The following is a 14,999-nucleotide window of genomic DNA, read 5'->3' as shown; positions in this document are numbered from 1 at the left end:
CCTCCGCGTGGAACGACTTGACGCGCGATTCGTCCCGATTCTCCGGGGCTTGCCGTGAAGTCCCAATCCCGCGCACGCGTATCCCAATCATGGGAAAGCAAAACACCGTGCAATCGCAGGCGCCGGCCGGGCGTAGGATTTCTCATTCCCGCCCAAGGAGTCATCCGTGGCCGTCCTTCTCGAGGATCTCCGCTACGCCGTCCGGTTGCTCTTCAAGAATCGGGGGTTCACCGCCGTCTCGCTGCTGACTCTCGCGCTGGCCATCGGCGCGAACACGGCCATCTTCAGCGTCGTGCACGGGGTGCTGCTGCGGCCGCTGCCCTATCCCCGCTCCGAGCAGCTGGTGCGGGTGGACGCGCGGGACGCGGACGGGCCCAACACGACGTTGGCGATCGCCCACTACGCCTGGCTGACGTCGGAGGGCTCGCCCTTCTCCCAGGTCTCCGCGTCGGAGATGTTGCCCTCGGGCTTCAACCTCGTGGGGGACGGGCTGCCGGAGCGGCTGGCGGGGGTCCGGGTGACGGGGAACTTCTTCGAGACGTTCGGCGTGAGGCCTCAGCTGGGGCGCGGCTTCCTGCCGGAGGAGGACGTCCCGGGGGGGCCGCGCGTGGTGGTGCTCGGCCAGGGGCTGTGGAAGCGCCGCTTCGGTGGGGCGCCGGACGTGGTGGGGCGCACGCTCACGCTCAACGACGAGCCCTACACCGTGGTGGGCGTGGCGGCGGAGTCGTTCCGCTTCCCGGCGGAGGCGCAGCTGTGGACGCCGCTGCAGCTGGACATGACGAACAACGAGGCCTCCAACTTCCTGTTCGTCACCGGGCGGGTGCGTGACGGGCTGTCGCCCCAGGGCGTGGAGGCCGCGTTGAAGACGCTGAGCGCGCGCCTGACGGCGCAGAAGCCGCACCTGATGCGCGCCCACGAGTTCTTCGGCGCGGTGGACCTGCGGGCGGCGCTCGCGGGGGATTTGCGCCTGGCGCTCTGGGTGCTGCTGGGCGCGGTGGGGCTGGTGCTGCTCATCGCGTGTGTCAACCTGGCCAACCTCCAGCTCGCGCGCTCCGCGGCGAGGCAGCGGGAGCTGGTGGTGCGCGCGGCGCTCGGCGCGGCGCCCCGGCGGCTGGTGCGGCAGTTGCTGACGGAGAGCCTGCTCTTGTCGCTGGTGGGCGGCGGGTTGGGGGTGTTCCTGGCGTCGAGCGCGCTGCCCGCGCTCCTGTCGCTGGCGCCGCCGGAGCTGCTCACGCCGGGGACTCAGGTGGAACTGGAGGGCACGGTGCTGCTGTTCTCCCTGGGACTGTCGGTGGTGACGGGGCTGCTCTTCGGGCTGCTCCCGGCGTGGCAGGCCTCTCGGCCCAGGCTCCAGGACGCGCTGCGCGAGGGGGCCCAGCGGGCGACGGCGGGGGCGGGGGCGGGGCGCACGCGCAAGGTGCTGGTGGTGGGGCAGGTGGCGCTCGCGGTGGTGCTGCTGGTGGGGGCGGGGCTGCTCATCCGGAGCTTCGGTGCGCTGCAGGAGGTCAAGCCCGGCTTCGACGCGACGGACGTGCACGTGCTGCGGCTGTCCTTGCCGGAGGGCCGCTACGGCGAGCCGGAGGCGGTGGAGCGCTTCCTGCGCCAGGTGGAGGAGCGGGTGCGCGCGCTGCCCGGCGTGGTGGAGGTGGGCTCCACGCCCACGCTGCCGATGGAGATGGGCTCCAGCATGGGCTTCGCCATCGAGGGCAAGTACGAGGGCCGCGAGGACGGCCCCGGGGTGGGCTTCGGCCAGTACCGGCCGGTGTCGCCGGGCTACGCGCGCACGCTGGGGCTGGGGCTGGTGGGAGGGCGGTGGCTGGAGGAGACGGACACGTCGCGCTCGGCGCCGGTGGTGGTCATCAACGAGGCGGCCGCGCGCAAGTACTGGCCGGGCGAGGACCCCGTGGGCAAGTCCATCCGGGTGGCGCACTCGGTGCCGTCGCTCCGGGACGACACGCCGCGCCGGGTGGTGGGCGTGGTGCGCGACGTGCGTGAGCGGGGGTTGGACCAGGAGGCGCCCGCGGTGCTGTACGTGCCGACGGGGCAGGTGACGCGCAGGCTCAACGAGCTGCTCGTGCGGATGTTGCCGCGCAACCTGGTGGTGAAGTCGCCCGGGAGTCACGCGGCGGTGGTGGCGTCCGTGCAGAAGGAGCTGTGGGCGGTGGACCCGCGGCAGCCCGTGTCGGAGACGCTGATGCTGGACGCGCACGTGGCGCGCACGCTGGGCTCCGAGCGCTTCAACATGGTGCTGCTGGGGTTGATGGCGGCGCTGGCGCTGGGGCTGGCGGCCGTGGGCATCTACGGCGTGCTGTCGTACCTGGTGAGCCAGCGCACGCGGGAGATGGGCGTGCGCCTGGCGCTGGGGGCCACGCGCGGCGAGGTGGTGCGGCTGGTGTTCCTCCAGGGCCTGGGCTCGGTGGGCGCGGGCGTGGGCCTGGGCTTCGTGGGCGCGCTGGCGCTGACGCGGGTGGTGTCCGGGCTGGTGCACGGGGTGAGCGCGTTGGACCCGTGGGCCTTCCTCCTCGCGCCCCTGGCGCTGCTCGCCGTGGGCCTCGTCGCCACGTGGCTGCCCGCGCGCAGGGCCTCGCGCGTGGACCCCATCATCGCGCTCCGGTACGACTGAGCCGGCAGGGCCCTCCTCCGGACGACAGCCCCACGCCAACAGCAGACACAACGGTGACAACACCCGGCACACCGGGCGGCACGAAATGAATGAATGACATGTCAGGGACTCCCTGGGAGGGAAGGAATGGCTCCGCACGGGAGCCCCTGGATTCAAGGGCGGACTTCGCGCGCCGGCAAATGGGGTGACTAGGCCCCAGTGCCCGCGAGGTCCTGGAGGACCTGCCACCGGGTGTAGAGCCGGTCGACCTCGGCGACGGCGGCGTCCAGCTCCTTCTGGACCTCCGCCACCTTGCCGCTCTTGCTGTAGATGGTCGGGTCGGCCAGCTGCGCCTCCAGCTCCGCCTTGCGCGTCTCGGCCGCTTCAATCGCGGCCTCCATGCCGTCCAGCTCGCGCTGGTCCTTGTAGGAGAGCTTGCCCGGCTTCTTCGCGGCCTTCGGCGCGGGGGCGGGGGCGGCGGGCTCGACCTTCTTCGGCGCGGCCTTGGCGGCCTCCGCGGCGGCCATGGCGTCCGACTGCTCCTTGAGCCGCCGGTACATCGTGTAGTTGCCCTCGTAGCGCGTGACGCGGCCGTTGCCGTCGAACGTCACGATGCTCGTGGCCACCTTGTCGAGGAAGTACCGGTCGTGCGTCACGAGCAGCGTGCTGCCCCCGAAGTCCAGCAGCAGCCGCTCCAGGACGTTGAGCGTGACGATGTCCAGATCGTTCGTCGGCTCGTCCAGCACCAGCACGTTGGCGCCCTCCAGGAACAGCCGCGCCAGCAGCAACCGGTTGCGCTCGCCGCCCGACAGCGCCTTCACCCGCATCCGCTGCATGGGCACCGGGAAGAGCAGGTCGTCCAGGTAGTCGCGCAGCGCGACCTTCTGGTCTCCCAGGTCCACCCAGTCCTCGCCCTGCGAGGCCGCGTCGTACACCGTCATCTCCGGATCCAGCTGCGCCCGGTTCTGGTCGTAGTACGCCACCTTCGTGTTCTTCCCGATGACGAGCTTGCCGCCGTCCGGGGGCAGCTCGCCCAACAGCACGCGCAGGAAGGTCGTCTTGCCCACGCCGTTGGGGCCGACCAGGCCCACGCGCTCGCCGCGCTGCAGCCGGAAGTCCACGCCGTCGAGCACCTTGCGCTCGCCGAAGGCCTTCGTCAGCCCCTCGGACTCGATGACGGTGTGGCCCAGCCGGGGCGCGGCGATGACCCGCAGGTCCGCCACCTTGGGGCGCTGGAAGCCCTTCTCCGCCATCAGCTTCTGCGCCCGCTCGATGCGCGCCTTGCTCTTGGTGCGCCGCGCCTCGGGCCCGCGGCGCAGCCACGCCACTTCCTGCGCAATCCACCGCTCGCGCTTGTGCTGGGCGACCTCGGCGTTCTCCTGCGCCACCAGCTTCTGCTCCAGGTACGCCTGGTAGTTGCCCGGATACGACGTGACGCCCGCGCCCGGCTGGATTTCGACGATGCGGTCCACCAGCCCGTCCAGGAAGTAGCGGTCGTGCGTGACGAGCAGCAGCGCCCCGGGCAGCTTGTCCAGCTCCTCCTCCAGCCAGTCCACCGTGTCCGCGTCCAGGTGGTTGGTGGGCTCGTCGAGCAGCAGCATGTCCGGACGCGTGAGCAGCGCCCGGGCGATGGCCACGCGCTTGCGAAGACCGCCCGACAGCTGCGCCACGGGCCGGTCCCAGTCCTTCACGCCCAGCCGGTCCAGCAGCGTCTTCGCGTGGTGCTCGGTGTCCCAGCCGCCCAGCTGCTCGATGCGGTCCGACAGCGCCGCCAGCTGCTCCATCAGCTTCTCGTGGGCCTCCGGGGGCGAGGACTCCAGCTTCTTCGCCAGCTCCGCCTGGGCCGCCAGCGCCTCGCGCAGCGGCCCCTGGGCCACGGACAGCTCGGAGGCCACCGTGGCGCCCTCCGCGAACTCCGGCTCCTGGGGCAGGTAGGTGACCCGGGCTCCACGGCGCAGCTGCAGCTCCCCCGTGTCCGGCTTCGCCGCGCCCGCCAAGATCTTCATCAGCGACGTCTTGCCCGAGCCGTTGACGCCGACCAGGCCCACCCGCTCACCCTCTTCGATGGTGACGGTGAGGCCTTCGAACACGGTGCGGCTGCCGAAGCTGAGCTGGACGTTGGCGGCACGGAGCAGCGTCACGGTGAGTCTCCCGAAAAGGCGAAAGGCGCCCCTCACTGAAGAGGAGCGCCTTCCTTACAACCTGGACGCCTGGGAGGCGCGGACTACTTGCGCGCCGCCTGCTCGGCCGCGAGCTTCTCCTTGTACGCGGCCATCAGGGCCTCGGACTCGTTGCGCGGCACCGGCGTGTACTTGGCGAACTCCATCGTGAACTCGCCCTTGCCCTGCGTCGCGGAGCGAAGGTCCGTGGAGTAGCCGAACATCGTGTTCAGCGGAACCTCGGCCACCGCCGTCACGTAGCCCTCGGCGGTCTCCGTGGAGAGGATGGTGCCGCGGCGCTGGTTGAGCTGGCCGACGACGGAGCCCTGGAAGTCCTCGGGCGCCGTGACCTCCACCTTCATCATCGGCTCGAGGATGATGGGCTTGGCGGCGGCGTAGCCCTCGCGGAAGCCCATGATGGCGGCCGTCTTGAACGCCATTTCGGACGAGTCGACCGCGTGGAACGCGCCGTCGTTGATGACCACGCGCACACCGACGACGGGGAAGCCGATGAGGCTGCCCTTCTTGACGGCCTCGGCGAAGCCCTTGTCGCACGCGGGGATGAACTCGCGCGGAATCGAGCCACCGACGATGTCATCCACGAACTCGTACTGCTGCACCGCGTCCGAGGGCAGGGGCTCGATGTAGCCGCACACGCGCGCGAACTGACCGGAACCACCGGTCTGCTTCTTGTGCGTGTAGGCGAACTCGCCCTTCTGGCTGATGGTCTCGCGGTACGCCACCTGCGGCTTACCGGCCTTCACCTCGCACTGGTACTCGCGCTTCATGCGCTCGATGTAGATCTCCAGGTGCAGCTCACCCATGCCGCGGATGATGGTCTGCCCGGACTCCTCATCGCGGTGCACGCGGAAGGTGGGGTCTTCCTTCGTGAAGCGGTTGAGCGCCTTGGAGAAGTTCTGCAGCGCCGAGCGGTCCTTGGGCTCCACGGCGAGCGAAATCACCGCGTCCGGGACGTGCATGGACGTCATCGTGTAGTTCACCGAGCCGTCGGTGAACGTGTCGCCGGAGGCGCACTCGATGCCGAACAGCGCGACGATGTCGCCGGCCGTCGCGTCGTTGATGTCGTTCATCTGGCTGGAGTGCATGCGCACGATGCGCGGCACCTTGACCTTCTTCTGGTTCACCTGGTTGACGATGAAGTCGCCCTTGGTGACGCGGCCCTGGTAGACGCGCATGTACGTCAGCTGCCCGTAGCGGCCGTCCTCCAGCTTGAACGCCAGACCGACGAAGGGCTTCTCCGGGTCCGACTCGAGGATGACCTCCGCCTCGTTGTTCTTCTGGTCCAGCGCCTTGTTGGTCGCCTCCTTGGGGTTCGGGAGGAAGTTACACACGGCGTTGAGCAGCAGCTGCACGCCCTTGTTCTTGTAGGCGGAGCCACACATCACGGGCGTCATCTTCAGGCCGATGGTGGCCCGGCGGACGGCGGCGATGATGGCGTCGTTCGGGATGGCGGCGTCCGACAGGAACAGCTCGCCCAGCTGGTCGTCGACCTCGGCCACGCCCTCGATCATCTGCTGGCGGCGCTCCTTCGCGTCCTCCAGCATGTTCGCGGGGATCTCCTCCTCGCGGATCTTCTCGCCGTTCTCACCGTCGAAGTAGAACGCCTTCATCTGGATGAGGTCGATCAGACCCTCGAAGCGGTCCTCGCCGCCGATGGGCATCTGCAGCTTGACGGGGTGGTGCGACAGCTTCTCCTTCAGCTGCGCGGCCACGCGGTCATAGTTCGCGCCGGCGCGGTCCATCTTGTTGACGAACGCGATGCGCGGAACGCGGTAGCGCTTCATCTGCCGGTCGACCGTGATCGACTGCGACTGCACGCCGGACACCGAGCAGAGCACCAGGATGGCGCCGTCCAGCACGCGCAGGGAGCGCTCCACCTCGATGGTGAAGTCCACGTGTCCCGGCGTGTCGATGAGGTTGATGTTGAAGTCGCCCCACATCGCGTACGTCGCGGCCGACTGGATGGTGATGCCCTTCTCACGCTCCAGGTCCATCGAGTCCATGATCGCGCCCACGCCGTCCTTGCCGCGGACCTCGTGGATCTCATGGATCTTGCCCGTATAGAACAGGATGCGCTCGGAGAGCGTCGTCTTGCCCGAGTCGATGTGGGCGGAGATACCGATGTTACGAATCTTCTCGATGGGTGCGTTGGCGGCCACGATCCGGTCCTTCTTTTCTTGAATGTGCCTGACGGAACAGAGCAGGCGGGGCCCTTACTTCCCACGGGACTTGGTTTCCAGCCAAATCCGCATGACGGTGGAGTCCAATACTCCTACCTTGTCCTACAATCTGGGCCCTACCTTATATAAGAGGCGGCTTGGACTCTCGCTGTCGAGAGACTGTCACCGAATTCTTCCGAGGGTTTCAGAACCATGAGCGCGAGCGAAAACTTCTCCGTGGCCCGGGCCTGGCTGGCCGCCTTCAACGCGCATGACGTGGAGGGGCTGGTGGCGCTGTACGCCGAGGCCTGCACGCACACCTCGCCCAAGATCAGGGTCCTGCACCCGGAGACGGGCGGGAAGCTGGTGGGCCGGCCGGCCCTGGCGAAGTGGTGGCGGGAGGCCATCGCCCGGCTGCCTGGCCTGCGCTACGAGGAGACGGCGCTGACGGCGGACGGCGAGCGCGTCTTCATGGAGTACCTGCGGCACGCGCCCGGCGAGGAGCCCATGCCGGTGGCGGAGGTGCTGGAGGTGAAGGGTGGACGCATCGTCGCCTCGCGCGTGTACCACGGCTGAAGACCGGGATAGGGTGCCCCCATGGCGACGAACCCCAGCGCCTTCGACAAGGACTTCGGCTACCTGCTCCCGTTCCTGGACAAGGTGGCCGCCGCGGCGGCGGGCCTCGAGGACCCCCAGGCCCGCGAGGAGCTGACGCGACTGATGGCGGAGGAGAAGGTCCGCTGGGAGCGCGCGCGGGAGCTGTTGCGCGGCGCCAGCGGCAAGGGCGGCGGGCGCTCCGCCGCGGGCGAGTCCCCCGAGTCCTCGCTGGCCCGGGCCTCGGCGGATGACGTCCACCGCGCGGCGCCGGGCCCGTCGGGGCTCACCGTGGGCAGCCTGAAGGGGGCTGGCGCGGCGCCGAAGTCCCAGCGCCGCTGAGCGCGCTCAGACGAGGCCGCGCTTGAGGCGGTCCATCGCGTCGAAGGTGGCCGACTTGTAGGCCTCCGACAGCGTCGGGTAGTTGAAGCACGTCTCCAGGAAGAGCCGCGCGGTGGAGCCGGTGAGCATGGCCACCAGGCCGATGTGCACCAGCTCCGAGGCCTGCTCGCCGAGCACGTGCACGCCCAGCAGCTTGAGGCTCTCGCGGTGGAAGAGCAGCTTCAGGAGGCCGTGCGTCTCGCCGATGATCTGCCCGCGCGGGTTGGTGGCGAAGCGCGCGCGGCCGGCCACGTAGGGGATGCCCTTGGCGCGCAGGCCCTCCTCCGTCTCGCCCGCCGTGGAGACCTCGGGGATGGTGTAGATGCCGTAGGGCAGCACGGTGGCGATGGCCAGGGGGCCCCCCAGGCAGAAGGCGTGCTCCACCGCGACGCGCGCCTGGTCCATGGAGGTGGAGGCCAGGGCGGGGAAGCCGATGACGTCTCCCACCGCGTAGATGTGCGGCACCGCGGTCTGGAAGCCCGGGCCCACCTCCACCTGTCCCCGGGAGCCCAGCTTCACGCCCAGCTCGGAGAGCCCCAGGCCGTCCGTGTTCGCCGAGCGGCCCGAGGCCACCAGCACCTGGTCCGCGGAGACCTCTTCACCCGAGGACAGCGTCAGGCGGATGGGGACCTCGCACGCGGCGGGCACGTCCACCTTCTCCACCGTCTGGCCGAAGCGCAGGCGGATGCCGAGCGCCTCCATGCGCTGGGCGAGCAGCGCGGAGAACTCGTCGTCGAGGAAGGACAACAGCTCCTGCTTCACCTCCACCAGCGTCACGGGGATGCCGAGCGCGGCGAACATGCACGCGTACTCACAGCCGATGACGCCGCCGCCCACCACGACGAGGGATTTGGGCAGCTGGCCGATCTCCAGCACCTCGTCCGAGTCGTGCACGCGCACGTCGCCGAAGGGGTACAGCGGAGGCCGGTAGGGCTTGGAGCCGGTGGCGACGAGGATGAAGGCGCCCGTGAGGCGCACGTCGTCGGCGCCCGCGCGGCGCACCACGACGGTGTGCTCGTCCAGGAGCGTGCCGTTGCCCTGGAACACCTGGATGCCGTGGCGCTCCAGGTTGTGGGCGATGCGCTCGCGCTCCATGCCCTTCACGCGGCGCTCGCGGTAGAGGAAGTCGGAGACGGTGGCCTCGTGGCGCAGCGTCGTCTCCACGCTGTAGAGGCCTCGCGCCTTGAGGCCGGACAGGTGCAGCGACGTCTCGCGCAGCGTCTTGGACGGCAGCGTCCCGGTGTTGGCCGCGGTTCCACCCAGCACGGGCTCACGCTCCACCACCGCCACGCGCTTGCCCGCCAGCGCCGCCTGCACCGCCCCCCACTCACCGGCCGGGCCGGAGCCAATCACCACCAGGTCGAAGTCCCTCATAGGACCCCAAACTACGCGACCCCACGCACCCTTTGAAGCGAACTCACCGTGTCAGGTGCTCCTCGAGGAAGAGAGCGGTCTGCCGCATCAGCTCCCGAGCGCTCTCGACGTCGTCCGTGAGCTCGAAGCCGTGGTGGCCCTCGGGCAGCTCCAGCAGTGTGAGGGGCGCACCTCGCGTCCGGGCCTCCTTCACGAAGTCATCGAGCGCGGCGTTGAGCGCCGGCGCATCCTGGCCCGCGCGCAGCACGAGCAGGGGCGGCACCTTCTTCGCGTTGGTGGCCTTCAGGGCAGAGAGCGGCGAGGGGCTCACGCCCGGAGCGTCGAGCAAGGGGTACCACGCCACCGCGCAGCGCAGCCAGGCGGGAGGCTCCTTGCGCAGCGCGGGCGACAGGCCCCAGAGCCCGCCCGCGGACATTGTCATCAGGCAGACGCGGCTCGCGTCGAGCTTCTCGGTGGCGGCCTGCTTGCGCACGAAGGCCAGCGCCGAGTCGAGGCGCTTCTGGAGGTCCGCGACGCGCGTGTACCACTGGGCGGGCTCCGCGCCGGTGGCCGGTGAGCCGAGCTCCACCAGCGCCACCGCGTAGCCGTGTGCGGCCACCCAGCGCGCCTGTCCGGCGAAGGCGGGCAGGTCCCTCACGAAGGGCGTGAGGCCCGGGTGCAGCATGCCGTGGGCCAGCACGACCACGGGGACGGGGCCCTGGGAGATGGCATCCGGGATGTAGAGGTCCAGCTTGTAGTCGCGGTTGCCCATGCGCGTGTACGTCAGTCCCCGGCGCACCTGGACCTCCTCCATGCCGGGGATGGTGAGGACGGGGCGGGCCTTGGCCCACTCGGGCACCGGCGTGTCCAGGGACGCGGGCAGCGCGGGCGCAAAGAACATGGGCGGGCCGTAGGAGGGCACCTCGCCGAAGCCCAGGTGCATGCGCAGCCACTGGGCCCGGTCCCTTCGCGCGGCGTCACCCAGCTCGTGCGCGCCTTCGTAGAACCGGGCGAGCTTGGGCTCGGTGCCCGCGTCGATGAAGGCGCGGACCTGCTCGGGCGTGACCCACGGGTCCGAGCGGCCGTACTGGAAGAGCAGGGCCCGGGGACTCGCGGCGCCGACACCGACCACGCCGTCGAGGGCCGCCATCTTCCGGGCGAACACGGCGAAGTCCTGCTCGGACATCGCGTCGGCGAGCTTCTTCTCGTTCTCGCGCTCCAGCGTGAGGATGCTCTTGGAGTAGTCGCCCACGCCGTTCATCAGCACGAAGGCGCGCACGCGGGCTTCGACGCCGGCCAGCGCTCCACCCACCATGGCGCCCATGCTGTGGCCCACGAAGCCGAGCCGGTTCGCGTCGACCTCGGGACGGCTGACGAGCAGGTCCACGCCGCGCCGCACGTCGAGCAGCGTCTGGAGGTGCGTGGGGTACAGCGCCGCGCCCCGGAGCGAGCCGCGCCAGGGCTCGGGCCTCACGTGCGGTGCATCGACGAGCAGCGACACCACGCCGGAGCGCGCGAGGGAGAGCGCCTCGTCGAGGAACTCGTTCTTCGAGCCCTGACCCCAGTGCAGGAACACGAGCCCCGCGAAGGGACCTGGGCCCGGTGGGGTGACGAGGAAGGCGGGGACGCGTCCGCCCTTGGGGCTGGCATAGGTCAGCTCCGTCACCGTGACGTCTCCGCGCTTCTGCTCGCGGACCTTCTTCACGTCGAGCGGCGCGGTGGCGTCATGCTTCGTCACCTCGCGCAACTCGGCGAGCAGCGTGGCCGGCTCCGGCGCGGGCGCGGCCGCGACGGGGAGCGTGATGAAGAGGGCCAGCAGGAAGATGCGCTGACACGACGACGGGCGGGACCCGGGCATGGAACGCCTCGACTGTGAGAGGACCCCGTGAGGGGTGGGGCCCTCGCGAGTCTGAGCGCTCCTGGCGCGAGCGCAAGTCCTCAGGGGCGCGGGCCGTAGGTGGGGATGGGGGCGCCGACCTCGTGGGCGCCGAGGTCCGGGGCCGAGCCGGTGTACCCATCCGTGATGTTGTCGAGCGGCGCGCCGGCGTTCTCCACGGTGGAGCTCGCGCGAGGACGCAGGTCGGGCGCGGCGTACAGCGTCATGGGGGAGGCCGGGTACGCGACGGTCGCGGCGAAGACCCCCAGGTCCACCTGGACGGCGTGCTTCTCGGTGGTGTTGGCGCGCAGGTCGTTCAGGGAGGTGATGCGCGTGCCGCCCCAGTTGACGTTGAAGGTGCCGGAGGTGGAGCCATAGCCATCGTGGTCCAGGTCGGCGTTCGCCGTGGTGAGCGAGGGGAGGTGGAGGACGCTGCCCTGGGCGCTGCCGCTGCTGTAGCCGTTGAAAGTTCCTCCGGGCCCGCCGATGAACAGGTTGTTGCGAGCGTGGAGCCGGGCCACGGGTGTGGTCGCGGTGATGCCGAAGCCGTCACCGTGCTTCACCACGGTGTTGTGCAGGAGCACGTCGCCCGAGCTGCCCCGGTAGAGTTTGAAGGCGATGTGCACCGCGTTGTAGACGGCGTTGCGGACGAAGTACGTCGGCCCGCCCAGGCTCGGCTGGGACGACAGGGCGATGAAGTTGTTGGTGAGGCGGTTGCCGACGATGCGGCAGTTGTGGGCGCAGAAGTCCGCCTCGACGCCGTCGTCCGCGTTGCCGATGAGGTCGTTGTCGAGCACGTCGATGCTGTACTGGTCCACCGCGGCGTCGTCCTCCATGAAGGAGATGCCGTCGCGGAAGCCGGTGACGCGGTTGTTCTGGATGACGTGTCCAGGCCCCGTGACGCAGATGCCCTCGCCCTGGTTGTTGCCATTGACGCCGAGCGAGGACTCCGCCCACGGGGTGATGCCCGTCACGACGTTGTCGGCGATGTACGCGCTCTCCGCGCGCAGGAAGGTGACGACCGCATCGCCGCCGTTCGCGGAGGTGGCGTTGATGGTGGAGCGGGTGAGGGCGAAGTTCTTCGTCCCGTTGAAGCGCAGGCGGCCGTTGATGGTGAGCCGGTCGAAGTGCACGTGGTTCTGGTTGAACAGGTTGACGGGGCCGTTGATGACGGTGCCCGACGTGCCTCGCAGGACGATGGGCTTGCCCTCCGTGCCGCTGCGCGACCAGTCGAAGCCGGTGTACGTCCCGCTGCCGAGCTCGAGCAGGTCTCCGGGCTGGGCGCTCGCGGCGACGCTGGCGAAGGTGGCGGGCGTCACGGCCTTGACGGGTGCGTTCGCCATGGGCGCCGGGACCGCGCGCGTGGTGGCTGTCGCCGTGCGCACGGCGCCGCCGCCGTCCGGGTCGGCGAGTGTGAGCTCCAACTCGTACTGCGTCGCGGGCTGGAGCCCGAAGATGCTGCCGGAGTGTCGCTGGGCCCAGGAGAAGCCCTCGTTGCTCCCGGCGGGGATTCGGCGCAGGGGCAGGGCCTTGCGCCAGGTGCTGGAGCCCGCGGGGCGGAAGCGCACGGCGACGGTGCCGTTGGCGTTGGCGTCGCCGGTGAAGGCCCACTCCACCGTCAGGTGTTGCAGCGTCGGGAAGGGGAGGGTGACGGCGCCGGGGACGGTGGCGTCGGGGCCTCCGCTCGGGCCTCCATCCGGGGAGGTATTCGTGCCGCCGTCCTCTTCGGGTGTGCCGCTGTCGGGTGCGCCAGCGTCCGGGGTGGGCACGGAGCCGTCGGGGGGATGCGTCCCCGCGTCGGCTCGGGTGTCGTCGTGACCGCTGTCACCGCAGGCCACGCTGAGCAGCAGCGCGGCGGCACCACACCACGTCCGGAGGATGCGAGGGCTCATGCGCGGATTGTGCGCCGAGGGGCAGACATCCCGCGAGCTCGGGCGTGTCTATTCTGGTGACTCGGTACGTCCCGTGTAGCGCAGGCCCTCGCGGACCTCGTCATCGGTGAGGAGCCGGAAGGTGCCCTCGGGGATGTCGAGCTCGATGCCGCCCACGGCTTCCCGGTGGAGGGCGCGCACGGGGAGGCCGACGACGCCGAGCATCCGCTTCACCTGGTGGTGACGGCCCTCGGTGAGGGTGACCTCCACGGTCTTCTCGTCGCGCACGCGGACGGTGGCGGGGCGGGCGGGGCCGTCGTCGAGGACCATGCCCTTGCGGAGCGGCTCCACGCGCTCGTCATCCGCGGTGCTGAAGACGGTGGCCACGTAGCGCTTGGGCAGGTGCGTGTCCGGTGACGTGGCGTGGGCGACGAGCTTGTCGTCATTGGTGAAGAGCAGCAGGCCCGTGGAGTCCACGTCGAGCCGGCCCACCGCGTGCCACGTGTAGCCGGCGAGCTCGGGAGGGAGCTGTCGGAGGAGGATTTCGAACACGGTGCCGGTGCGGTGCTGCGACACGGTGGAGGACAGCACGCCCGCGGGCTTGTGGAACGCGAGCACCCGGGTGGCGGGGGCGGACAGCGGGACGACTCTTCCGTCGACGCGCACGGTGGCGCCGGGGGGGACGGGGGTGAGGGCCATCTTGGCGACGCGGCCGTTGATGGTGACGCGTCCGGCGGTGATGGCGTCCTCGGCCTCCTTCTGGGGGAACACGCCCGCGCGTGCGAGGGCGCGAGACAGCCAGTCCGGCTTCTCCTTGCCCTCCCATCGTTGGTGCTGCGGGGGCTTGGTCTTGTCGGGCTTGCGCGGCATGGGCTTCCAGAGGGGACGATGGAGTCGGGCGTCATATCATCGTCACCTGGAGCGCGTGGCGCCTCCGTGACGCCGTTGGCCCGCGTAGAGTCGGGGACATGACCGCTCGTGCCGGGAATCCGTCTGTCGGGGATGAATCACGGATGCATCCGTTGGATGCGTTCATGGCCGCCCTGGCCAGTCGTCGGCTGTTCTGTGATGGCTGGGGGGATGAGGAGACCTTCGCGGGGGCTCCGTTGTCGGGGCGGCTCGCGGCGACGGTGTCGCCGCTGGAGGTCCGCTGGGGCGCGGAGCAGGCGGCGGGGCGTCGAAGGTTCCGGGATGGGGCGTTCGATTCGCCGTGGGTGGCGTTGCCGTCAGAGGTGCGGTTGGGCTCGGTGCGATGGATGACGTCCGAGCGGGGGCGGGGGCGCGACGCGTGTGTGGTGCTCGCGGCGTCGCGGGACGAGGGGTTCCGGCTGCGGAGCTGGTTGTTCGCGCCGTTGGTGGAGGAGGGGGTGGATTTGTTCCTGCTGGAGAACCCCTATTACGGGACGCGGCGGGCGCTGGGGCAGAAGGGGCCGCACATCCGCACGGTGAGCGAGCAGCTCCAGATGAACATCGCGTCCATCGAGGAGGCGAGGGCGCTGGTGGCTCATGCGCGGCGCGAGGGCTACGAGCGCGTCGCGGTCGCGGGCTACAGCATGGGTGGGTACATGGCGGCGTTGACGGCGGCGACGATTCCGGAGCCGGTGGGCGTCGCGGCGCTCGCGGCGGGGGCCTCGCCGGCGCCGGTGTTCACGAAGGGCGTGCACTCGCGCTCCATCGACTTCAGGAGGCTGGCGGGTTCACCGGACGACACGGAGGCGAGGGCGCGGCTCGCGACCATCCTGGATGCGGCGAGCGCGCGCCTGTTGCCGCCGCCCGTGAAGCCGAGCGCCGCCGTCATCCTGGCTTGCGCGAGGGATGCCTTCGTTCCCTTGGCGGAAGCACGCGCGCTCCATGCGCACTGGCCTGGAAGCGAGCTGCGCATCGTGGACGCGGGACACATCTCCGCGGTGATTACGTCGGGTGCCGCGCTCCGGGGCGCCATCCGGGACGCGGTGCATCGCTCGGGTCAATGAGCTGGAGGCC

10 protein-coding genes are annotated in these 14,999 nt (G+C 70.3%); 4 read left to right on the top strand and 6 right to left on the bottom strand.

Translation table 11 applies throughout. The features are described 5' to 3' along the window. Positions 1-166 precede the first annotated feature (166 nt). Positions 167-2,623: an ABC transporter permease gene (locus K8625_RS15440; protein WP_223783120.1), complete on the top strand. Its 2,457-nt coding sequence runs from the start codon at positions 167-169 to the stop codon at positions 2,621-2,623. Between the two features lie 188 nt (positions 2,624-2,811). On the opposite strand, the gene K8625_RS15435 is transcribed toward K8625_RS15440, so the two are convergent. Then, a complete protein-coding gene (locus tag K8625_RS15435; protein WP_223783119.1) occupies positions 2,812-4,743 on the bottom strand; it encodes an ABC-F family ATP-binding cassette domain-containing protein in 1,932 nt (643 codons plus the stop codon). 83 nt (positions 4,744-4,826) lie between these two features. Then, positions 4,827-6,941 (bottom strand): elongation factor G, encoded by a 2,115-nt coding sequence (fusA, locus tag K8625_RS15430; protein ID WP_223746562.1) that lies wholly within the window; start codon positions 6,939-6,941, stop codon positions 4,827-4,829. 213 nt (positions 6,942-7,154) lie between these two features. On the opposite strand from fusA, the gene K8625_RS15425 reads away from it, so the two are divergent. Together K8625_RS15425 and K8625_RS15420 are read left to right on the top strand one after the other, a co-directional pair. Further along, positions 7,155-7,517 carry a nuclear transport factor 2 family protein gene (locus K8625_RS15425; RefSeq protein ID WP_223783118.1) on the top strand — a complete coding sequence of 121 codons (363 nt, stop codon included), beginning with the start codon at positions 7,155-7,157 and terminating at the stop codon, positions 7,515-7,517. Positions 7,518-7,538: 21 nt separating this feature from the next. Then, complete coding sequence (locus K8625_RS15420) at positions 7,539-7,877, top strand: hypothetical protein (protein ID WP_223746564.1); 339 nt, start codon at positions 7,539-7,541, stop codon at positions 7,875-7,877. A gap of 6 nt (positions 7,878-7,883) precedes the next feature. On the opposite strand, the gene sthA is transcribed toward K8625_RS15420, so the two are convergent. From sthA to K8625_RS15400, 4 genes are all read right to left on the bottom strand, one after another. Next, positions 7,884-9,290: a Si-specific NAD(P)(+) transhydrogenase gene (gene sthA / locus K8625_RS15415; RefSeq protein ID WP_223746565.1), complete on the bottom strand. Its 1,407-nt coding sequence runs from the start codon at positions 9,288-9,290 to the stop codon at positions 7,884-7,886. A gap of 43 nt (positions 9,291-9,333) precedes the next feature. Beyond that, positions 9,334-11,127, bottom strand: coding sequence for a prolyl oligopeptidase family serine peptidase (locus K8625_RS15410; protein ID WP_223783117.1), 1,794 nt, complete (start codon positions 11,125-11,127; stop codon positions 9,334-9,336). Positions 11,128-11,207: 80 nt separating this feature from the next. Further along, positions 11,208-13,037, bottom strand: coding sequence for a right-handed parallel beta-helix repeat-containing protein (locus K8625_RS15405; protein ID WP_223783116.1), 1,830 nt, complete (start codon positions 13,035-13,037; stop codon positions 11,208-11,210). 48 nt (positions 13,038-13,085) lie between these two features. Next, a complete protein-coding gene (locus K8625_RS15400) occupies positions 13,086-13,886 on the bottom strand; it encodes a pseudouridine synthase (RefSeq protein WP_223746568.1) in 801 nt (266 codons plus the stop codon). A gap of 98 nt (positions 13,887-13,984) precedes the next feature. On the opposite strand from K8625_RS15400, the gene K8625_RS15395 reads away from it, so the two are divergent. Then, entirely contained in the window at positions 13,985-14,989 is a 1,005-nt protein-coding gene (locus K8625_RS15395; RefSeq protein WP_223783115.1) for an alpha/beta fold hydrolase, read from the top strand. Positions 14,990-14,999: the final 10 nt, after the last annotated feature.

The organism is Myxococcus sp. AS-1-15 (assembly GCF_020037055.1).
Taxonomy (GTDB): Bacteria; Myxococcota; Myxococcia; order Myxococcales; family Myxococcaceae; genus Myxococcus; species Myxococcus fulvus.
This window is presented reverse-complemented; position numbering and strand designations above follow the sequence as displayed.